The sequence below is a fragment of the Nocardia sp. NPDC004654 genome (assembly GCF_040609595.1).
Classification (GTDB): Bacteria; Actinomycetota; Actinomycetes; order Mycobacteriales; family Mycobacteriaceae; genus Nocardia.
Genome location: NZ_JBEXKI010000002.1, coordinates 492,737 through 513,215 on the forward strand (window position 1 = coordinate 492,737; position 20,479 = coordinate 513,215).

Sequence of the window (20,479 nt, forward strand, 5' to 3'; positions counted from 1 at the left end):
TCTCGGCCTACAGGAGAAGACGGGGATGGTCCGGTCAACTCATCGGGCCGCGCCAGTGTTCCAGTCGCCTCTGACAAGATTCAGCCGATTTTCCCACGACCAGCTCCGTGGAGCACCGTCGAAAGTACCCCTTCACCAGCCTTTTTCGTCCATCGACAACCGTCGTGGTGACGCTCGTCACTTCGTCCTCGATCGGCCTGCCGCCGACCGAACTCGACCGGCTGCCCCAGCTGAGCTACAGCATGAACAGCCCACCGTTTGCCGGGCCGGGCCGAGAGCCTCTGGGCCGTCTCGCTTCTCACCGCCGCAGACCCGCCGCAGTGCGACAACGCACCAGTTCGGCACGATTCCCGCCTCTGATTGCCGGTGCGTCGCGGGCAGGCCGTAGGCTCGAACACTGTGCCGAACACGTCAGACAACGCCGAGGAACAGGCGGTATCCCAGTCCGCCGCCCAGCCAACGGGCGACCCGAACTACCTGGTGGGGCTCGATCTGAACGGCCGCCGCGTCGTCGTGGTCGGCGGCGGCACGGTGGCCCAGCGCAGGCTCGGCCTGCTCATCGCCTCGGGCGCGGACGTGCACGTCATCAGTCGCGACGTCACCCCGGCGGTCGAGGGCATGGCCACCTCCGGGCAGCTCACCGTCACACTGCGCGCCTACGCCGACGGCGACCTGGACGGCGCTTGGTACGCGATCGCCTGCACCGACGAACCGGAGACCAACGCCGCCGTCGTCGAGGAAGCCAACCGGCGTCGCGTGTTCTGCGTGCGCGCCGACGTCGCCCGGCTCGGCACCGCGGTCACCCCCGCCACCGCCCGCTACGACGGTCTGACCCTCGGCGTCCTCGCCAGCGGACAGCACCGCCGCTCGGCCGCGGTGCGCACCGCGCTGCTCGAGGCGCTGCAATCCGGTGTGGTGACCGATGATTCGTCGCCCGTCACGCCCGGCGTCGCTCTGGTCGGCGGTGGCCCCGGCGACCCGGACCTGATCACCGTGCGCGGCCGCAGGCTGCTGGCGCGGGCGAACCTGGTCGTCGCCGACCGCCTCGCGCCCCCGGAACTGCTCGCCGAACTCGGCCCCGATGTCGAGGTCGTCGACGCGGCGAAGATCCCGTACGGCCGCGCGATGGCGCAGGAGGCGATCAACGCCACGCTCATCGAGGGCGCGAAGGCGGGCAAGTTCGTGGTGCGGCTCAAGGGCGGCGACCCGTACGTGTTCGGTCGCGGTTACGAGGAGCTGGAGGCCTGCGTGGAGGCGGGCATCCCGGTGACCGTCGTTCCCGGTGTCACCAGCCCCATTTCGGTGCCTGCCGCCGCGGGCATCCCGGTGACTCACCGCGGCGTCACGCACGAGTTCGTGGTGGTCAGCGGGCACGTCGCGCCGGATCACCCGGATTCGCTGGTGGACTGGCCCGCATTGGCCCGGCTGCGCGGCACCCTCGTGCTGATGATGGCGGTGGAGCGGATCGAGCAGTTCGCCGCCGCGTTGCTGGACGGCGGCCGTCCCGCCGACACCCCCGCGACCGTCATCCAGGAGGGCACGCTGCGCACCCAGCGGGTGCTGCGCGCGGAGCTCGGCACCGTGGCCGCGCGAGTTCGTGAGGAGGGCATCCGGCCGCCCGCGATCGTGGTGATCGGCCCGACCGCCGGGTTCTCCGCGAAATAACCCCATCGGCCCGGCTGGCGCAGGCGCTCGCCTCCGCCATCCAGTCGAACAGCGATGAGCGCGGCACCGGCAGGATCGACGGGCAAAGTCGACGCCGCACAGCACCGTGCGGCGCGGGAGATTCGTGTGCGGCGAGGGTCGGCCTTCACCGCGGCCGGGGTCGACGCGCCTCGGCTATCAATTACAGTGACTCCCTGTGCTCGATAATCCCGCTGCGACGATGCAGTACCCGGTGACGCAGCGGGCCTTCGGGCTCGCGATCCTAGTCTTGAGCGGGCTGCAGCTCATGGTCGTGCTGGACGGCACGGTGGTGATCTTCGCGCTGCCGCGTCTGCAGGATCAGATGGGACTGACCAGCGCGGGCAGCGCGTGGACGGTCACCTCCTACGGACTCACCTTCGCCGGACTCATGCTGCTCGGCGGCAGACTCGGCGACGCCTTCGGCCGCAAACGCATGCTGATCTACGGCGTCGGCCTGTTCACCCTGGCCTCGCTGGCGTGCGGGCTCGCCCAAGGGCCCGCGATGCTGATCGCGTCGCGCGCGGTGCAGGGCGCAGGCGCGGCGGTCGCGGCGCCCGCCGCATTGGCGCTGGTCGCAACGACTTTCGCGCCCGGTAAGCCGAGGAATCAGGCGATCGCGATCGTCGGCTCGATGGTCGGCATCGGGTCGGTCGGCGGTCTCGTGGTCGGCGGCGCGCTGACGCAGCTGTCCTGGCGCTGGATCTTCCTGATCAACGTGCCGATCGGCCTGCTCATCGTGCTCGGCGCGGTGTACTGCCTGTCCGACACCGCCCATCACCGCGTGACCCTGGACGTGCGCGGCGCCGTGCTCGGCACCCTGGCCTGCGCCGCCATCGTCTTCGGCGCCACCGAGGGGCCCGCGATGGGCTGGAGCAACCCGGTCATCATCGGCTCGTTGATCGGCGGCGCGGTGCTGCTCGTGGTGTTCGTGCTCGCCGAGCGCAATGTCGACAATCCACTGCTGCCGTGGTCGCTGTTCGACAGCCGCGACCGCGTCACCACCTTCCTGCTGATCCTGCTCTCGGGCGGTGTGCTCGGCGCGATGACCTACTTCGTCGCGCAGTTCCTGCAGAACGTCGTCGGCTACGGACCGCTGGAAGCGGGCGTGGCCTCGATCCCGTTCACCGTCGGCATCGGCCTCGGCGGGGCGATGGCGTCGAAGCTGGCGATGATGGTCGCGCCGCGCTGGCTGCTCGCGAGCTCGGCCGTGGTGCTCGCCCTCGGCCTGCTGTTCGGTTCGACGCTGGAACGCGACGTGACCTATTGGCCGACGTTGTTGATCCTGCTCGTCGTCATCGGTTTCGGCGTCGGCGTCGCGATGGTGGTCTCGCCGCTGTGCGTGCTGGTCGGCGTGCCGCCCAACGACATCGGTCCGCTCGCCGCGGTGGGACAGATGTTCATGAATCTGGGCACGCCGCTGGCGATCGGCGTCCTCACGCCGATCGCGGTCTCGCGCACGCTGTCGCTCGGCGGCAAGACCGGTAAGGCCTCGGATATGAACTCGGCGGAGATCGTCGCGCTCGGCAGCGGGTACACGCTCGTGCTCGCGGTCTGCGCGGGCGTCGCCGTGGTGATCGGCCTGATCGCGTTGACGCTGCGGTACACGCCGCAGCAGGTCGCGCAGGCCCACCACGCCCAGGAAGAAGCGCAACGGGCCTGAACTCGATTCCTGTCTCCGCACGGTCCGGCCACCTGGTGCGGGTGACGTGAGTCAGAGCCGTCCGGCCACCTTGCGCGGGGTGACGCGGACGATGAGCCGTTCGGCGTCCTCGACCGAGGCCGGGTTGAAGTCGGCGTAGTTCTTGCCGGTGTACTTCAGCGAGAGCTTGTTGGGCAGGACCTTGTCCGGATCCGGCGTCAGGGTGGCGGTGCCGCGGATCTCGGCATAGACGTAGGGGTTCTCGGGCGGGTTGATCAGCAGGGTCACTCGCGGGTCCCTGGCCAGATTCTTCGCCTGCTGACGCGCCACCGTGGTGGAGAACAGCAGGTCGTCGCCGTCGCGCTCGAGCCAGATCACAGTGAGATGCGGTTGCCCGTTCGCGCCGACGGTGGCCACCGTGGCGAACACCTTCGACTCGTCGAGGTACTTCTTCAGGTCGTCGGAGAGCGCAGCTGTACCGGTCATGTCTCGGGGGAACACCCGGACGCGGCCGCGCATTCCCGTATGTCGTGGACCCGCGCTCGGGCTTCAACCCCTTGTCGCGGAACGGTTTCGGCGGGTCGAACATGGAAGACCCGGGGGCTTTGCCCGCCCCCGGGCCTCGGTGTGCCGCCCATGTCGCCTACCGGTGTCGGTGGGATCGGATCACTCTCACCGCGACGCGTCCTACGTTTGGACCACCTCCGCATGGGCGCGGAGAGCGGGTTTTGAACCCGCACCTCGTCGCTTCGCGTCCTCTCCTCGAGAACCGGTCGTCGGCGGCGAATACTCAATCTGGAGCGATAGTCTGAATTTGCGCCGCGGCCCGCCCGCTCGGCGGCCGGCCCGTGGCTTCAGGCTGATCTTCAGTTTGAGCTTGCGCTCTTCGCGCATCCCCCGCGGAGCGGGGGAGTTCTCGGGTTGTCAGCGGAACAGGTAGTCGAAGATCACCTTGCCGGTCTTGCGGTCGGTGACCTCCGCGGCGTTGGCCTCCTCGCGGGCGAACTTGACCGCCTGCGCCAGCTTCTCGATCCGGCCGACCACCTCGTTCACGCGCCGCGCGGGCAGCGCGCCGGAGAACTTCACCGTCGAGAACTTCAGTTAGGGGGTGCATCGTCGTACGCTTGCTGTATGCCATTGAATCCCAAGGATTTTCCCGATCTGGAAGCATGGATCTACGGCCGGAACTCGCAGGACAAGAACAAGGGCCTGTCCGTGCCGCAGCAGGTGCGTTGGGGCCGAGGGGAGTGCGAGCGGTTCGGTTGGACGGTAGGGAAGGTGATCACCGACACCGATATCGGGGCGACCCGCCACACCGTCAAGCAGCGACCCGGCTATCAGGAGTTGACTGCTGGGCTGGGGGAGCGGGCTCCGGAAGGCAGGCGACGTGTGCTCGTCACGCGGTCGTCGTCGCGGGCGAATCGTCAGTTGCTCGACTTTGCGACCTTGCGTGAGATGTGCGCTCGACTGGGGGTGTACTGGTACTCCGGTGGCCAGCTGTACGACATGGACAACCCGCAGGATCGGCGCATCCTCGCTCAGGAAGCCGTAGACAACGAATACGGGCCGGAACAGAACCGGTTCGATTCCATGCAGCAGCTCAGGCAAAATTTTCTCGACGGCAAGCCCCACGGGAAAGAGGCTTTCGGATACGAGATGGTCTACAAGCGAGGCAGAGCTGTGGACCGAATCCCCAGCCCGACAAAGGCGCCCATCGTTCGTGAAATGACTAGGCGCGCACTGGAGTTGGAGAAGGCATCGAGTATTGCTCGGTGGCTGACCGAACAGGAGGTGCCGACTCCAAGTGCGGATATCGGGTTGCCTTGCAGGAAATGCTCGGTCACGAAGGGCCGACGTGTCCTCGAGGCCGTAGACCGCCGTACGTGCCCGTGTGACAAGAGCTGGATGACGCGGTGGGAACACGGAACGGTTCGCAACGTGCTGACGAGTCCGACGATTGCCGGGCTTCGTGCCCATAAGGACCGCACGACAGGCATAACCGAGGTGGTACCGGCGACGTGGGAAGCCATCATCTCCATCGAGGATCACCGCCGCCTGGTCGCGTTGCTGACTGATCCTGCACGGTCGACCCACACTCGCGGTACGGCTCCCCGCTGGCTGCTCCCCGGCATCCCGCAATGCGGCAAGTGCAGTGGCCGGATCAATTCGAAGTCCGGCGGTCAGGCACGGGCGCGAGGCTATGAATGCGAACGCTTCTGCGTGTACCGCACGGCGCAACTGGTAGACGACCTGGTTGAGGAGACCGTGTTGCGCCGCCTGGAAGATCCCGACCTGTTGGCAGCCCTGACACGAACCGACGAAGATGCTGCCGCAGCCGCCAAGGAGGCCGAACGACTGCGTGCTGCATACGATCAGTGGATTTCCCAGGCGATCGAGGAAGACTTGTCGCCCGCGGAAATCAAGCAGTACAAGACACGCAAGATGCCTGCCATCAAGGCGGCCGAGGCCCGTGCGCAGGCGGCATTGCCGATGCCTCATGTCGTGGCTGCCGCTGGACCCGACGCGCGGGCCAAGTGGCACGACGACGAGCAAACCCCACTGGCCGCAAAACGCGACATCATCCGCTCGCTTCTCTCCATCACGATCCATCCGGCAGGCAAGCGCCGAACCTTCGGCGGGCCTGCTGATCTGGATTCCATCGAGATCCAACGCCTTGTTGCCTGATCAGTCATCGGCCCCAGTGGGGCGTGTTCGATAACCGCCATTCCACCACCGCCGCAGGACCGCTAACTGAGAATCGGTGAGCGGTCCCGCGATGCGCTCTTGCACCCGGTCGAGATAGGCAAGCTGTTCATCAGTCCACTGCCGCTGAGGACTACGTTTCTTGTTGCCCATCGCACCCGCCGACCTCAGTTGCCGAACTCTTCTGCCCTTCTTCACCGGTACCGGGCGCAGTGTCGGGCGGGACATGGCTAGCGAGCATGGCCCGGTCGTATTCGGCTCGCCAGGTGATGCGTTCGGCTATGGCGGTCATGAGCAGCTTTGCCCGCGAGGGTGTACGGGTGCCGGGGGCGATGGTGGCCCAGGTGTAGCGGCGCGGATCGCGCGCGGGTTTGTCGATGCCGACCGCCGCGAGAGTCCGCCGCACGAATTCCATCCGATCGGCCTTGTGGTCGCCAAGCGTCTTGCCCGTCCACTGCTCCGAGGTCAGCACCCGGTTACCTGGCAGGGCTAAGGTTTCCCGCCGATGTGCGCGCGCCTTGCAGACTCCTGGCACGGTTTTGGTGGTGGCGCCCTTGGGGGTGATGCCGTAGAGCAGCCAGATACCGCACCGCGGACTACAGGGGGTGCGGCACAGTGCGGCGTGTAGTCGGTCGTAGTGGTCGTGCTGGCGTGCGGTGCGTGCTTGGAGGACCTCGGTGACCGATTTGGTGAGGTACTTGCACAGATACCCGATTGCCTCGCTCGCGGCTTTGGTGCCTGCGGCGATGCCTTGGATGTCGATGCGTGGCCCGAACGCCGCTCTGTGCGCGGGTTCGTCGGTGGGTCCGATGGTGTCTAGAGCGTCTTCCCAGGCGGTCAGTGCCGCTTTGGTGTTGGGATCGATGAAGGCTTCGCGGCGCGGGTCCCACACCGGTACCACGGCACCGGGATAACGCATCTCGCCCAGTTGCGGCCACCACACTTGGTGGTAGGTGGCTTCGTTGACTTTGCGGATCACTTCGCGCGGGATGGCCCCGCGTAGGGCCATGTGGATGTGGGGTGCGCCGCGTTTCTGGGGTTCGACCACGGCGAAGTACTGGACGTTCCAGCCGACCACCCGGCGTAGGTTCTGTATCCAGCGGGAGAACAACCGGGCGCAGGTGATCGCATCCCATGCCGCACTCTGGTAGTCGTAGCGCTCTGGGTTGCGGGCGCTGCCGTCGCCGTGGACTTTGCCGTAGCTGGGCATGGTGAGGGTGACGAACATCGAGGAGTAGTGGCCGCCGAATTCGCGGCCGATGGTGCGATCGGAGACCTGATTGCGGGGCAGGTTCGGCGCGTCTTGCCGCCGACGTGTCGAGCGATGCCGTTTCTCGGTTGCCGAACTCTCCTCGCTATCTCGGCCGGCGGATTCTTCATCGGCCGATGCCGGCGGGGTTCCCCGCATCCCGAGTGCGGTCAGTTGCTTGTCGGCCCAGACGATTTCGGCTTCCAACTCGGCGATGTCGGCGGCGTGCCGCTGTTCGCGTGCTTCGCCCAGCAAGGCGAGCAGATCGGCGCGGTAGCCGATCAGTCCCTCTTGGTCGAAGGTCGGGCGCGGGCGCGGCTTGGTCGGTTCTTCGCTGAGGTGCCAGCCTTCCCGGCATTGAGCTTGCCGAAGTGCTTTGGCCTTGCGCGCGCATGGCCCGCACTGGGATTCCCGCGTAGCTCCGCAGGGCACCGGAACGTACGCCGCGCGCCCGGTCGCGGTGTCGGTTTGTTCGAGCACGATCGGCCGCACGCACACCCCGTGCCGGTCGGCTGCTGCTATGGCGATGTCGAGGAACGACGGACCGCGCCCGGCTGGTTGGCCATCCTCATCGGTCACTCGTGGCGCGCCGTCGAAGACAGTGGTTGTCATGAGATCACCTGTCTCGTAGTCCCACACGCGGCACCAGGTCGACAACGCCGAACGAGTGCGGTCGGACCGGTGCCGCGTGAAACGTGAAATACGAACTACCGGAGCAGGTTTCAAGATTGGTGTGCCGCCGCCGGTACGACGGTCACGAGCGCTACCCGCGCTGTGTCGATGGTGATGAATGCGCTACCCGCGCTGAAATCAGGAAGACTGTGAATGCGCTACCCGCGCTGTGTATCTGCCGCTCGCAAAGAGTGTTGCGGGGTTCGCCTGGCGCGGCATCAACCAGGCTACCTGTTTGTGTCAGGCCGAATCGGGACGGTTTTCTGTGTCAGGCCGGTCATCGAGCCGAGGTGTGCCGTCAGGGTGACGCGGTAAGGGCGGGTAGGTGCGCATGATCCAGTCGATGTCCTCATCGGTGACCCAGTAGGCGCGAACCCTGGTGATCTCCACCGAAGTTTCGTGCTCGACGTAGGCCACACCCGGCGTCGATTCGGGGATCTCATCGCACAGGGCACCCCGATCGCGCCCACTCGGCCCGAACAGCATGTTCGGCTGCGTCGGCTCACTCATCCGCAAACCCACCCGATACGGGTAGAGCTGACGCAACTCGAGAACGTCCTTCGACGGGTCCTGGAGACTGCCGACCATCGGCACCGCCACCGCCCGCGATTGGGTGAGCACGGTCCCCATATGCCGCAGAATCTCGTCTCTGATCTTGCGATCGGAGTAGTAGGCGGTCAGGCTCGCGGCCTCATCGATGATCACCACAACCAGCGGTTCGGCCACGGTGGGTGTGATCTTGCGTTCGGCCTTGGTCATGTAGATCTGACCGCGCTGCCGCACCAGTGCCGCCGCATCACGCATCAGCTCGAGCGCCTGCGGGCCGTTGTCGTAGGCGAAGCGCGCGAACCACTCTCGCGCCGCCCCGAACTCCATGCCACCTTTCGGGTCGATCATCCACAGCACTACCCGCCCGTCCCGGATTGCTGGTCCCAGGGCCGCGATCAGTGACCAGATCACCGACCCCTTGCCCGAGCCCATCTTTCCCGCGACGAGCAGTTGATTGCCGAGCAGCCGAATCTTCCAGGGTTCCCCGAGTTCGGTCATGCCGATGGTCAGTGCTTCCAGGTCAACGGTTTTCGCCTCCACCCGAGGTAGTGGAATCGGTTCGGTAAGCCGATCGGTATGGATCATCTGTAGCCGCACGAATCCCGATTCCGCGTGACGGACCCGCACACCGACCGCGCCGAACGCATGGCGCAACGCATCGGACTGCTTAGCCCACATCTGCACCGTCTGACCACCCACCAGCTTGACCAGCAGCTCATCAGCCGTGTCACCGATTTCGACCTTGACCAACACTGGAGTCTGTACGCCGTTGTCGAGGATCTTGGTCAGCCCGTGGATCGCGGTCAGTGTCTTCCAGCGCCGTTTGTAGCGCTTCCACGACAGATACCGCGTGCGCATCCGCCCGGACACCCAGCGCCGCCACGAACCGGGCCACCAGGCCCACCACATCGCCCAGGCCGCGACCGAGCACCCGGTGACAGCGGCACCGATCGGCCAGCCCAGGAACCACCAGGCCGCGCCTGCGGCTGCGATCGGTAGCGAGATCATCGGGAACAGCAGCGCCCACCACAACAGGTGGACCAACCCCATCACCACCGCTTCCAGCAGCAGCATCAGCCCTTGCCCGAGATCATCGAGGATCGTGGGCGGGCGGGTTGGTGGCTTTTCGTACTCCGCGGAACGAACCACGTCTATCAACTCCAACTAGTCTTGTTGCGAATGTTGTTGCCGCACAGTCCGATAGGACGGACGCGCGGGGGCGGGCCGACCCGGTTGTGCCCGAGCCGACCCGCCGAATTCAGGACCGCGAGTCAGAATCAGGCCGGGGTCTTACCCGTGCCCGCTCCACTCGCCGACCGGTTACCGCCACCCGGCGCACTCGCGTAGCCCGTCGCGCGCACCGTGTAGTCCAGGTATTTGTATTCGCCCTGGCCAGCGATGCGCGGTTGGACGGTGACGCCCACCAGTTCGATCAGCCGTAGATTCGGGCCGATCTCCGCAGTTGTGGGTACCGGTTCGGTCTCCGACAGCAGCAGAACCTCATAGCTCGCACGCCGCGCCTTGCGCACGGCCGGATCGCTCACGGTGGCTTTCCACACCAGAGCCCCGGTCAGCTCGTCGCGCTTCTGCGGACCGGGCCTGTTCGGGTCACCCGTGTACACCAGATCAGGGCTCACAGGCCCCATCTGGTACAGCCCGTCCCGGAAGAAGTCCGCGAACTCCACAGCGAATCGAAGGTTCTTGCGAGTGTCGATTAGGTTGTCCTCGGCCATGGCGGCCACCATCCAATCTGTGACGTATCTGGTTGTTGTTAGATGAATCCCGCACCAGGCGGGGGAGTTCGGGCACGGCACCACGCACCGGACCCACGGACACCACCAGCGCGAACAGGCGGATCACGCCCCCCGACCACACCCCGCCACGCCCGCACCACGCCAACTCCGACACCAGCCACGCGCAACGGGACCCGGTGAATTTCACGCTCCGAGAAGTCACCCCAATTGGGTGCATGGACTACTCTGGACATGGCAGAGACCTCGTTTCTGCACACGAATGAAAGAGGGACTCCGAACGGCAGGGTTGCAGCCCGTATGCCTATCGGAGTTGGTTTCGTTCAGGCTGTCCCCTCGTTAGCGCGGGGGGACAGCCGCGAATCAGTGACGGCTAGCAGCCGTAGTTATCATTCGATGAATCAATCTCCTTCCAATTTTCTCCATCTTGACACGGAAACCGTCCAGCGTGCCGCCACCCAACCCACACAATTTGTGGGGGTCAGCCAGACCGTTCCACCCACCAGCTGTGGAACCATCCATGGCGGCAGACCTGGGCCACGCTCGACCAGGGAGTTTGCGGCCTTACCCGCGACCACGTACCGCGACTCACTCAGCGATACGGAACCACCTACACCAGTGCGGGCCGGGAGCGCCATACGGCCGCATCGACCAACCCACACCCGAGAGACAGACACAGGCGCGCACATCCTTTCTCTCCTACCCGGCCCGTCGAGTACTTCTCGCTGTCTCCATCATCCCGCCAGGTGCCACACGGTCAAGAAAAACCACGAAATATCCGCTGGACCTACGACACATTTTTTGATAGCGGATTGCAATAGCTCGCCTAAAATGGGTCTCACGCTTGACATGCGAGAAAGGAAAGCTCTCAATTCACTAAAACGAGGGCTTTCTTCTAGGGCTGCACGGGGTAGGTGTCGCGGAAAGCTTCGCGCACGATGGCCGCGTCCGGTGCGCCTCGGCCCTCTATCTCCGAGACCACTTCGGACACGCGCCAGTAGTTCGACGGCACCAGGCGCCCGGACTCCACGGCCGCCAGCGCGACATGTGCCGCTTCGTCCGGCTTGTCGGCTGCGACCAGAGCCAGGCCCAGGTCCAGGTTCGCCGTAGCGATCCGGCGCGGGCGCACCGACTCAGCGCCTGCCAGATCAGCGAGAACGTGCCGGGCGTAGGACTCGGCCGCCGGATCGCCGAGCCAGGCCAGCGTGGTGGCCACATAGGCGTCCGATTTCGCTGGGTCGTATCGGAAATGGTGCTCCGGCCGGTCGGGCGTGCTCAGTCCGGCCACCAGCCTGGCCACACGACGCAGCGCCCCGTACGTGCCCTTGCTGTCCCCGAGCCGTGCCAGCGCGCGACCCTCCTGGGCGGTGGCTTGGATGAATGCCGAACTGTCCTCCGGGGCAAGGGAATACGCGGCACGCGACAGTTCTGCCGCCGCTGCGAATTTGCCGTCGGTCAATTGATGCCACGCCCGCGTTTCCAGGCACCATGCCGCGATCTCGCGGTGTCCCGCTTCGTCCGCCAGCTTCCACGCCAGGTGTCCCCGCGCTGCTGCGGCGGAGGTTTCGCCTAGGTCGATATGGCACGTGCTGGCCAGTAGCGACAGCCAGCCGACCGATACCAGCAACCGGCGTTGCTGCGCCAGCGTTTTCCGGCTGTCCATCAGTCGTCCGGCGTAGCCGAGATGCTGACGGATGCGCATGAGTAGTTCGTCCGGCGGAGTTGTCGGGTACCCCGCAGCCAGGTCGTCCACCGCCAGCTCCAGGCGGTCCAAGGTGTCCCCGCCCAGGTCCGACGCCGCGACCCGCTGAATCCATTCCGTTGCTGCCCGCTCACCGTCAGCCGGTTCAACGAACAGCGCCGAGCCGATACCCAGGGCATCGGCGTAGGCGGTCACGTGCTCCGGCCTGACCTGACGCTGCCCGGTCTCCAGCATCCCGAGCAACGCCTTGCTGTAGTGCGTGCGCGCCGCCAGTGCGGACAGGCTGAGCCCCGCCGCCTCTCGGGCAGCGCGAAGCCGGATACCGGTGATGCCGTCCGATTCCCCGCTCTCGTCCACAAGACCAGCCTAACGGGCGTTGATCCGCTGTAGACGTTTGTAGACGCCGAACGGCTCCAAACCCAAAACGTGCACATCTAGCGTCTTTTTCAGCCCCGCCGTCGGGTGGATGGGGTGCCTCTTCATCCCCGGCGGCGGGTGCTACTCAGCACGCATTGGCCTAGCAGGGAGGGGTTGCATCAATGGGTTTGTCCGAGGGGTTGGGTTGGGATGAGTCGGTTGCCCCGCCGACTGCGCCGCGTACCGACTCGCCTGCCCCGGTGGCCGATACGCCGCGTTCGCGGGTTGGCTACTACCGCAGCGTGTGCCATCTGCCCGCTGTGCTCCAACCGGACACGGGCCGTATCGGTTTCACCGCGGGCATGGTGTGGGCGGTAGCGATGCCTGCGGAGTTGGGGCAGATGGTCAAGGTCCACCTCGAGCGCAACAAACAAGGTGGTGGGCCGATCGTGACCCACCCTCGCTCCCACACGTGGACTTTCCTCGTGCGCTCGGATATTCCGGCCACGATGATCGCTGCCGAGGCGGCGTTGTTCCATGCGCGCCGAATCACCGTCTTGGGCAACGGCGATCACGTGGCGCTACCGTCCCCGGCTGATCAGGGTTCGGAGCATCGGGTGTGGATCACAGCCGCGCATTCGGTGTTCCGGCCCTCTGGGCGCGCGGTGTTGTATGCGGTGCACGCCTGCCTGGCCCCGACCCGACAGCCCGCGCTGTGAGCACCACCGCGCCGACCCCGGACGGGTCGCCATCGCCCACCGAACCCGATGTGCACCTGAGTGTGTTCCTGTACGGGCAGCGGATGGACTTCGTTGCGTGCCTGACCGCCGCGTTGATCTTCGTCCAGGAGCACCAGGCCCGCCACTACGTCGATGCGGTGACCGTCGACCTGGACAAGCGAGAGTTCCCGCGCCTTCCGAATGAACGCTTGTACCTGGAGAGGTAGCGCCTGTGACCAACCGTGCCAGCCAACAGGCATGCAACGAACACGAAATGCGGAGTGGCACAACATATCTGCAACGAAGTCGGGATGACTTCAGCCGCGCGCAAGCCACCGCACTGACCGCCCTGGCCCAAGCGGGGCGGGCGTGTTCGGCGCGGGAGCTGGCGGGCGGGCCCCGCATCGGCCCGATCACCCTGACTCTGCAATGGCTGGTCACTAAGGGCCACGTCCGCACCGAGGTCCACCGTCCAACAGGCGAGGGCCGCCCCGAACGGGTCTATGAGCTGACCGACGACGGTCGAGCCGCCTATCAGCGCCTCACCACCCACGCACCGGCAGCCCGGCCGCTGGCGGCCCCGGAAACGAGGAAGTGACATCGCTTGACTATCAATGCAATCGGCCTGCTCAACCGCAGCGTCAGCGACTCCTGGTTACGAGACGAGCGAGTGATCATCGACCTGAGCCACGCGCGCGGGTACCGGCTGGCACACACGGTGACCATCGACGCCGACACCTACATGCCAACCACGTTGATCGTGTGGACCGCACACCAGCACACCGCAACCGTCGTCGTCGCCCCGAGTGTGGCGCACTTTCCCAGCACCAGCATCCAAAACGCGGTCGCTCTGGCCTGTGCCCTGGTGACACCCGCAGGCACCATTGCCCCGTTGGAAGCCCACACGCTATGAGGCTCGCCCGCAAGAGTGCCAAACGCCGGGGAGGTCGGCCTGTGTTGCGCGCCGCCGCAGCGCCGCCGCCCCTACCCTCTATACGGCGCTTCGTGGAGCCTGGTGTTTGGCGGCACGAGCATGGGCGGCAACCGAATACACAGCGAAGGAGGAACGGCATGGGCGAGGAGCAGTTGGACCTCGGGTTCGAAGTCGAGCAGACCGCCTGGGGGAAGTGGGCCGACCCCGATCGGCGGAAGGCCCAGGCGCGGAAGTTCATGGACTACGCAGGAATACGACAGATTCCGTCCGAGCCGTGGCCAGAAGGCTCACCGGAGGTGAAGCGGCTCGACCCGATCGTTGCGGAGCTGTTCCCGGACATGGAAACGGCGATGACTCCCGAGAACGCGGACACGGTCGACGCCTTCATCTGCTTCGTCGGCGAGTTGTTCATCAAGTTCGCGGGCGCGGAGTGGATCGAATTCACGTGGCTCGGTCGCGAACACACTTTCTATGACCACGTGAATCCAGCGTTGAGATACGACACCTTGGACGAAGACGAGGACACCGCGTGGGCACTGATCAAAGACATGATCAACTATCACCCCGAAGTCTATGACGGCATGTTCTCCTGCATGGCTGCGACGTTGCGTGAATACACCGAATATCACGAAGAGAAGCGTCGCGAGGAAGCCGCATCCGGCGCGTAACCAGTACGCCTCTCGCACATAATCACACCGTTCCACGCTTTGGGGGTGGGCGAAGCCATGCCAGATGGCTACGACAGAGACCGCGAAAAGGTCGAAAACAACATACGTGGACGGGTTTTCGAGAACGGGTGTGATCGGTTCTTCCGCGACCGTGAGAATGGTTATGTCAAACAATCGCGGGGGTACGAGTCCGGCGGCCAGAAAATCGAGTTCGACAAAGAAAAAGACGAACGAGAGCGCACTTCTACCATCGAAGAAAAATCTGGCCGGATGGAAGGACGCAAAGACAGGAAGCAACTGGAGGTCGTACGAGACCTTCTCGCCAGGGAGGAAATCGAACACCACACACTTCGCTCCGTCGAAGGCGAATTCATAGCGAAAGACGTGCAAAAGCTCATCGACGGGCTGAAGCGCGACTTCCCGGATCGGTTCACGCATCAGGTCATCTCGCGAAGTGATGCCCAGAGGATTTGGGCGATAGGGCTGCAACTGGAACGCGGTCAGCAGCTCGAGTTGCCCGGTGTCGGCGAGAAGGCCCGAGAGCAGCGAGAGCGGAATGCTCAAGCCAAGGAGCGCGAGTCACGCGGCCCCGCCAAACAGGTGCAGGCCCGCGACAAGCAGCCACCCGCCCGCACCCCGCAACAGGTGCTCGCCGACCAGAAGCAAGCTCTTGCCAAGGAAGTAGCCGAGCAGACCCGACGCTTGGCAGAAGCCCAGGAACGCGGCAACCCGATACCGACCAAGCAGCTACGCCAGACCCACAACAACCTGTCCCAGCAGCTGCACATCATCCGCGAGACGGAGAACACGCACGCCCGCCAAGCGCTCGAATCCGCGGGCTTGACCCGCGACCACATCCAACAGATGGATTCGATCTTGCGCGCGAATCGCGAAGCGACACGCGCCGAAACCGTACGGGGCATCGACGCCATCGGAGCCACCGCCCGCGAGGCCGAACGTGTCGCCGAGGAACGCGCCAAAGAAGCCGCCAACCGCGAACAGACCCGCGAACGAAACCACGCCCTCGGACTGACACCGGAAGTCACCCACGTCCTCAACCTCAGCGGCCCCCAACCAATGCCGGGCCCCGATCGCACCACCATCACACCCGCCGATCTGGCACGCCGCGAACGTGGCGCACACGAAGCCCGCGAACGCGACGAACGCGCACGCCAGGAACGAATACACGGCCGCAACCCCGGCGCCACCTGACCTCAAGGCCTGGCGGCTGCGCGACGGCTAACCGTGCCGGATCCGGTCACCGTCTCACTGGTACCCCGGGCCCCAGGGCTGGGCCGTTCCGTCGCGTCGCGTGAAGCAAGGCAACCAATGGTCTGATTCGCGGAATGTGTTGTGCCGCAAGCTTGAAGGCTCTGTTAGGGAGAGAGCGAGAGAAGTTGGGAACCCCCGGGAATCAGCAGGAAAGAAGGAAGAGATAACCGGTAACCCAACAGATCAGAACTTGCCGAATTTCTCTCTACAGAGTTCAAGAGCGGCGCGCATGCGCGCGCCGCCCAGGGTTGCCCCGCCCTCCGCTCCGCTCCGGACGGAGCACCCTGGCCCAGCACCAGGAGCAGGGACCGAACCACCACACCCAATCCATGCAGCACATGGCGAATCGCTGACCGCCGTCGAGACCGGTCCGCGAACGTGCTGCCGCACCCCTTCGGGGCTTGCCATACTGGCCATCGTAGCTAGTTTACGATTTGGCACACCTCAATTAGTGCGGTTGCAGCCGCAATAGAATACGTTTAGTTGTTGTATTCGATCTGATCGATTGCCTGCCCAAGTAGATCTGCTATTGAATCGACGGTAAATGGCTCCTTAGTAGCGCCGCTGGCGGCACCGCCGATTTGCGTATGTATTGTGCGACCGGGGGAATTCAGGTTCCTCCACACATGCGGAAAACTCTCTTTAGACACTCCCTCCAGTTTTCCACGTCGTCTCATTGTCACCAAATGCCAGCTGCAAGCGGTGCCCCGGACTTCGCAAACGATATTCGCGAGAGGCTCCCGTCGTTCTGATCCGCTGTATGGATAAACTGCGCAAGCGACACAAAGGTCAGGGTAATCCTCCCACTCCGCCGCTATCACCACTTCCCATACTTCGACTCGGAGCCCGCCATCGCTCACTGTTAATTCCCACCCATGTGGCGGATAGGTGACACCACGAGGCGTTATGCGTGGCCGCAGTGTCTTGAGTTGAGCCTCCGGCAGGATGTGTTGAATATCCTCGACTGATCTTTGGAAGAGCTCATCGAGCTCGATTAATGCACCAAGTCGAATTCGCGCGTCTTCTGATTGCTTCTCTCGGGCTTCTGCTACTGCACTTTCCGCCTGCAATCTCCTCGATTCGGCGGCCACCGATGATGCGCCCAGCCTGTGCAGGGATGGAGACAATTTCAACTGCGCTTGTTTCAGGCATTCTTCAAGCGTCTCAACAACATACCGCGCATCCGGTGGACGTTCTTCCGCCACCTTGCTAAGTAGCCGCAATACTAGACGAGACAGCCTCGGGTGTATATCAGTAGGAAGCGGCGCAGGCGCAACAGTCAGGTGCTGTCGTCGCACCTCATCTCGTGTGCCAACGAAAGGCAATCGGCCAGCAAGAATTTGGTACGCAATGATACCGAAGGCGTAAAGATCGCTCTTGACTGTCTGTGGTGTCTGCATCCATCTTTCTGGGGCCATGTACTCTTTCGTGCCCCAGATTGTAAAAGTCATCGGTGCCGTTGACGTGTTTGTATCGCGCGATATCCCGAAATCGGTCACTTCCCAGTGATTGCCGAACTTTAAGATATTTTCCGGCTTCAGGTCGCGATGAAGTATGCCCATGCCTGCGAGTTCATCGATACCTTTCGCGATGTCCAGCAAAGCCGTGATCGCAGAAACCTGGTCGAAAGGGGATTCGGTGATCGCCTTCGCCAACGACATTTCGGCATGTGGCATAACGATAACCAGATCTTCACTATCGTTTACCACAGCAAAAGGTACTAATACGTACTTCGGTGCAGGACTAGTTTTACTTACAATCGAGAAAATCTCAGCTTCACGCGCGGGAAGAAGATGGCCGTCATAAGCTTGTGGTCGGATTACTTTGATTGCCACAGCCCGCCCGGTCTTCGACTCGCCAGAGAAGACAGTTCCGAAAGCGCCTTTCCCTAGCGGCTCAGACATCTCGTCGTAAGACCACCACGAGCCATCGTCGGCATGAATGTGTTTCACGACCGCCATTGTGCCACTAGCTATCTGGCGGTTCGTCGCGGTACGTTGCAGGTCGAGCGACCAAATCAAACGTCGCGCGATGCGGTGCGGCTACGATCATCCGTTGGCGCGAATGATCCGAGGGTATCGAAACTTTGCGGGTCGACCAATCACCTGGGCAGAGGCTGTTGTGATGCACATCATAGACCTGTCAAATTCCCTGGTAGTAGCTACTTTCTCGAATGTTCTTCCAGGTCAGAGTGCTGCACCCTCTAACGAAACTTCACCGTGGTCCAGTAGCCGACGGCGATGTCCTCGTAGTACACCTCGACCTGGGCCGGGTGCTTGTCGGTGGCCTCGGCCTTCACGTGGTTGCGCGGCACCTTCTTGGTGCGGATGGTGCGGACCGGCTCGGTGCGCCAGGTGTCGGAGGAATCGTCGAAGCCCCAGGCCTCGGCGGCGTCGAGCACCGGGAGCCGCTTGACGAAGGTCAGCAGCTCGGCGAGCTGCTTCTCCAGGAACAGCAGGTACGGCACCGGGACGTCGTCGAGGATGGTCTCGCCGTCCACCACCACGTCGGCCGCGGCGGTGCGGTTGGCCCAGTCCTTGGTCGCGGTCACGTCGAACAGGCGGGTCAGCGTGGCGGCGGTCTGCCGCAGCACCTCCTCGGACTTCACCTGCACCCGGGTCGCCTCCGGCGGAAGCTGTTCGCCCTCTTCGTCCTTCGGCTGGTAGGTGCGGGTGATGCCGGCCAGTAGCGACGGCTTCTGCAGCAGGTTCTGGGTCTCGGCGAGCTCGCGCAACGCGGCGCTCTTGACGCCCTTCTCCACCGCGATGATCTGATTCAGCTTGGTCATTCGTCCTCCCCGATCGCGCCACGGCGAGGTGCCCGGACGCTTCGATTGAATTCGGGCGACGCCAGATTTCGGAATCCCCCCGTCGTCGCTGTGGTGACGGTACCGGCGGGGTGGTGGACGGCGCATCTCATTTTCCGAGCAGGTAGTCGGTGGGCCGTCGGCTGTCGCGGTGGTGCGATCAGCGCGGTTGGCCCGTGCTCTTGCGGCGACAGTGAATGGGTTCGTGCGGTGACGAATTCCATTGCCGGAGGCGTTGTCGCCAGCGTTCCCGTGGAGAAGACTGGGCGGATGTCACCTGAGGTGGAGCGGGCGCTGTTGGAGCGGTGGACGGCGCTGGCCGGTCCCGCTGCCGAGCCGGTCGGGGAAGACCTGGTGCGCCGCTACAGCGAACCGCACCGGCGCTATCACACCGTCGAGCACTTGGCGGCCATGCTCCGCGTCATCGACGAGCTGGCCGACCAGGCCGACGACGCGGCCGCCGTGCGCTACGCGGCGTTCTTCCACGATGCGGTGTACGCCGTCGACCGCGCCGACAACGAGGAGCTCAGCGCCGAACTCGCCGAGGTGATGCTCGAGAAGATAGGCGCGCCAACCGAACTCGTGCGCGAAGTGGGCCGTCTGGTGCGTCTCACGAAATCCCACGACCCAGAACCGGAGGACCACAACGGCGGCGTCCTGTGCGACGCCGACCTCGCCGTGCTTGCCGCCGACGAGCCCGGCTATGCCGCGTACGCGGCAGCGGTCCGCGCCGAATACGCCCACGTTCCGGACGACCTCTTCCGCGCGGGCCGCGCCGCCGTCCTCGAAAGCCTTGCCCGCCAACCCCACTTGTTCCACACCGAATCCGCCAGGCGGCGCTACGAATCCGCCGCCCGCGGCAACCTCCGCCGCGAGATCGCCGCATTGGCCGAGCCGCCCCGCTGAGCTCCGCGGTTCGCAGGCCACGCCGCGCAGACGCTGTGACCTCTCGACGTGGGTGAGTCGACGACAAGCTGCCCGAGCGCCTCAGGTGATGATGAGAAGTTCGGTGGGAGAGGCGATCTCGGTGCGCAGCCCGGCCTTCTCCGCGACTCGGGCCACACCGCGAACGTCGGTCGGTTCGGCGCGGGTGAGGACCAGCGCGCGGGCCAGCAGACCCTTGTGGTGCTTGTTGAAATGGCTCACCACGGTGCGGCTGCCGTCGGGGTGCTCGGTGAGGACGTTCGCGGTGACGGCGCCGGGGACGCGGCCCAGTTGCTGGTAGGTGCCCGAGCGCAGGTCGACGACGAGATCGCCCGCCGCTTCGGCCACCAGGGCGTCCGGCAGGACGTCGCGCCAGACCGCGGAGAGGGTCGGCAGACCCGGCAGTTTGGAGCCGCCGGAGAGACGGTAGGCGGGGATCGGATCGCCCGCCCGCACCGCGCCGAACAGCGCCGAGCCGATGCCGAGCCGCGCGTACGCCTTGGCGCGTTGCGCCTTGGTGAAGGACTTCGCGTCCAGCGCGTCGTAGAGGACGCCGGTGTAGCGCTCCAGCGCTGGCCGGGTCGCGGCCGTGCGCAGCGCCGCGTTCCTGGCGATCTCGGCGTCGGCCCCCTTGCCGAGCCCGAGCGCCGCGCGGGAGGCAGCCGGATCGGCGGCCAGCTGCACCAGTTCGGTCACCAGCTTGTCGCGCACCGGCGTGAGCTGCGGCATGGCGAGCAAGTCCAGGTCCAGGGGCCCGCCCGCGCCGCCGTCGGACTTGGTTTCGGAGGGAGGTAGCAGCACCAGCACGAGGCGATACGGTACCGGCGCGAGTAGTGGCGAACCGGACG

At 64.9% G+C, this 20,479-nt stretch carries 19 protein-coding genes; 10 read left to right on the plus strand and 9 right to left on the minus strand.

The window, feature by feature from the left end; all coding sequences use genetic code 11:
- The first annotated feature begins 477 nt into the window (after positions 1 to 477).
- Both cobA and ABZV58_RS08045 read left to right on the plus strand, forming a co-directional pair.
- A complete protein-coding gene (gene cobA, locus ABZV58_RS08040; RefSeq protein WP_354999850.1) occupies positions 478 to 1,665 on the plus strand; it encodes a uroporphyrinogen-III C-methyltransferase in 1,188 nt (395 codons plus the stop codon).
- Positions 1,666 to 1,885: 220 nt separating this feature from the next.
- Positions 1,886 to 3,346 (plus strand): MFS transporter, encoded by a 1,461-nt coding sequence (locus ABZV58_RS08045; RefSeq protein WP_354999851.1) that lies wholly within the window; start codon positions 1,886 to 1,888, stop codon positions 3,344 to 3,346.
- A gap of 51 nt (positions 3,347 to 3,397) precedes the next feature.
- On the opposite strand, the gene ABZV58_RS08050 is transcribed toward ABZV58_RS08045, so the two are convergent.
- Together ABZV58_RS08050 and ABZV58_RS08055 are read right to left on the minus strand one after the other, a co-directional pair.
- The gene (locus ABZV58_RS08050; protein ID WP_354999430.1) at positions 3,398 to 3,811 is read right to left on the minus strand and encodes a PPOX class F420-dependent oxidoreductase; all 414 of its coding nucleotides are present in this window, start codon (positions 3,809 to 3,811) and stop codon (positions 3,398 to 3,400) included.
- Between the two features lie 438 nt (positions 3,812 to 4,249).
- On the minus strand, positions 4,250 to 4,411 hold the full coding sequence (locus tag ABZV58_RS08055; RefSeq protein ID WP_354999431.1) for a hypothetical protein: 162 nt from the start codon (positions 4,409 to 4,411) through the stop codon (positions 4,250 to 4,252).
- Positions 4,412 to 4,456: 45 nt separating this feature from the next.
- Between ABZV58_RS08055 and ABZV58_RS08060 the strand changes: the two genes are divergently transcribed.
- Positions 4,457 to 6,010: a recombinase family protein gene (locus ABZV58_RS08060; protein ID WP_354999432.1), complete on the plus strand. Its 1,554-nt coding sequence runs from the start codon at positions 4,457 to 4,459 to the stop codon at positions 6,008 to 6,010.
- A gap of 151 nt (positions 6,011 to 6,161) precedes the next feature.
- Here ABZV58_RS08060 and ABZV58_RS08065 read toward each other — a convergent pair whose 3' ends face one another.
- The 4 genes from ABZV58_RS08065 to ABZV58_RS08080 form a co-directional block, all read right to left on the minus strand.
- Positions 6,162 to 7,889, minus strand: a complete 1,728-nt coding sequence (locus ABZV58_RS08065) for a replication initiator (protein ID WP_354999433.1) — start codon at positions 7,887 to 7,889, stop codon at positions 6,162 to 6,164.
- Between the two features lie 300 nt (positions 7,890 to 8,189).
- Positions 8,190 to 9,647 carry an FtsK/SpoIIIE domain-containing protein gene (locus tag ABZV58_RS08070; RefSeq protein ID WP_354999434.1) on the minus strand — a complete coding sequence of 486 codons (1,458 nt, stop codon included), beginning with the start codon at positions 9,645 to 9,647 and terminating at the stop codon, positions 8,190 to 8,192.
- A gap of 128 nt (positions 9,648 to 9,775) precedes the next feature.
- Positions 9,776 to 10,231, minus strand: coding sequence for a hypothetical protein (locus ABZV58_RS08075; RefSeq protein ID WP_354999435.1), 456 nt, complete (start codon positions 10,229 to 10,231; stop codon positions 9,776 to 9,778).
- Between the two features lie 913 nt (positions 10,232 to 11,144).
- Positions 11,145 to 12,308 carry a helix-turn-helix domain-containing protein gene (locus tag ABZV58_RS08080; RefSeq protein WP_354999436.1) on the minus strand — a complete coding sequence of 388 codons (1,164 nt, stop codon included), beginning with the start codon at positions 12,306 to 12,308 and terminating at the stop codon, positions 11,145 to 11,147.
- A gap of 260 nt (positions 12,309 to 12,568) precedes the next feature.
- Between ABZV58_RS08080 and ABZV58_RS08085 the strand changes: the two genes are divergently transcribed.
- The 6 genes from ABZV58_RS08085 to ABZV58_RS08110 all read left to right on the plus strand — a co-directional run bounded on the left by ABZV58_RS08085 (position 12,569) and on the right by ABZV58_RS08110 (position 15,841).
- Positions 12,569 to 13,027 carry a DNA-directed RNA polymerase subunit beta gene (locus tag ABZV58_RS08085; protein WP_354999437.1) on the plus strand — a complete coding sequence of 153 codons (459 nt, stop codon included), beginning with the start codon at positions 12,569 to 12,571 and terminating at the stop codon, positions 13,025 to 13,027.
- A complete protein-coding gene (locus ABZV58_RS08090; protein ID WP_354999438.1) occupies positions 13,024 to 13,254 on the plus strand; it encodes a hypothetical protein in 231 nt (76 codons plus the stop codon). Before ABZV58_RS08085 ends, ABZV58_RS08090 begins: the two co-directional genes overlap by 4 nt.
- A gap of 5 nt (positions 13,255 to 13,259) precedes the next feature.
- Positions 13,260 to 13,625, plus strand: a complete 366-nt coding sequence (locus tag ABZV58_RS08095) for a hypothetical protein (RefSeq protein WP_354999439.1) — start codon at positions 13,260 to 13,262, stop codon at positions 13,623 to 13,625.
- A 6-nt stretch (positions 13,626 to 13,631) separates the two neighbouring features.
- The gene (locus ABZV58_RS08100; protein WP_354999440.1) at positions 13,632 to 13,940 is read left to right on the plus strand and encodes a hypothetical protein; all 309 of its coding nucleotides are present in this window, start codon (positions 13,632 to 13,634) and stop codon (positions 13,938 to 13,940) included.
- Between the two features lie 158 nt (positions 13,941 to 14,098).
- Positions 14,099 to 14,629 carry a hypothetical protein gene (locus ABZV58_RS08105; protein WP_354999441.1) on the plus strand — a complete coding sequence of 177 codons (531 nt, stop codon included), beginning with the start codon at positions 14,099 to 14,101 and terminating at the stop codon, positions 14,627 to 14,629.
- Between the two features lie 45 nt (positions 14,630 to 14,674).
- Positions 14,675 to 15,841: a hypothetical protein gene (locus ABZV58_RS08110; RefSeq protein ID WP_354999442.1), complete on the plus strand. Its 1,167-nt coding sequence runs from the start codon at positions 14,675 to 14,677 to the stop codon at positions 15,839 to 15,841.
- A gap of 539 nt (positions 15,842 to 16,380) precedes the next feature.
- Here ABZV58_RS08110 and ABZV58_RS08115 read toward each other — a convergent pair.
- The gene (locus ABZV58_RS08115; RefSeq protein WP_354999443.1) at positions 16,381 to 17,853 is read right to left on the minus strand and encodes a serine/threonine-protein kinase; all 1,473 of its coding nucleotides are present in this window, start codon (positions 17,851 to 17,853) and stop codon (positions 16,381 to 16,383) included.
- 251 nt (positions 17,854 to 18,104) lie between these two features.
- A complete protein-coding gene (locus tag ABZV58_RS08120) occupies positions 18,105 to 18,689 on the minus strand; it encodes a hypothetical protein (protein ID WP_354999444.1) in 585 nt (194 codons plus the stop codon).
- A gap of 288 nt (positions 18,690 to 18,977) precedes the next feature.
- On the opposite strand from ABZV58_RS08120, the gene ABZV58_RS08125 reads away from it, so the two are divergent.
- The gene (locus ABZV58_RS08125) at positions 18,978 to 19,613 is read left to right on the plus strand and encodes a metal-dependent phosphohydrolase (RefSeq protein WP_354999445.1); all 636 of its coding nucleotides are present in this window, start codon (positions 18,978 to 18,980) and stop codon (positions 19,611 to 19,613) included.
- 81 nt (positions 19,614 to 19,694) lie between these two features.
- Here the strand turns inward: ABZV58_RS08125 and yaaA are convergent, their stop codons facing one another.
- On the minus strand, positions 19,695 to 20,438 hold the full coding sequence (gene yaaA / locus ABZV58_RS08130; RefSeq protein ID WP_354999446.1) for a peroxide stress protein YaaA: 744 nt from the start codon (positions 20,436 to 20,438) through the stop codon (positions 19,695 to 19,697).
- Between the last annotated feature and the right edge of the window lie 41 nt (positions 20,439 to 20,479).

Excerpts from the sequence above, each read along its gene's own strand:
- ABZV58_RS08045 (WP_354999851.1), top strand. The coding sequence starts at position 1,886 with ATGCAGTACCCGGTGACGCAGCGGGCCTTCGGGCTCGCGATCCTAGTC.
- ABZV58_RS08105 (WP_354999441.1), top strand. The coding sequence starts at position 14,099 with ATGGGCGAGGAGCAGTTGGACCTCGGGTTCGAAGTCGAGCAGACCGCC.
- ABZV58_RS08075 (WP_354999435.1), bottom strand. The coding sequence starts at position 10,231 with ATGGCCGAGGACAACCTAATCGACACTCGCAAGAACCTTCGATTCGCT.
- ABZV58_RS08050 (WP_354999430.1), bottom strand. The coding sequence starts at position 3,811 with ATGACCGGTACAGCTGCGCTCTCCGACGACCTGAAGAAGTACCTCGAC.
- ABZV58_RS08065 (WP_354999433.1), bottom strand. The coding sequence starts at position 7,889 with ATGACAACCACTGTCTTCGACGGCGCGCCACGAGTGACCGATGAGGAT.
- ABZV58_RS08125 (WP_354999445.1), top strand. The coding sequence starts at position 18,978 with ATGTCACCTGAGGTGGAGCGGGCGCTGTTGGAGCGGTGGACGGCGCTG.
- ABZV58_RS08120 (WP_354999444.1), bottom strand. The coding sequence starts at position 18,689 with ATGACCAAGCTGAATCAGATCATCGCGGTGGAGAAGGGCGTCAAGAGC.
- ABZV58_RS08060 (WP_354999432.1), top strand. The coding sequence starts at position 4,457 with ATGCCATTGAATCCCAAGGATTTTCCCGATCTGGAAGCATGGATCTAC.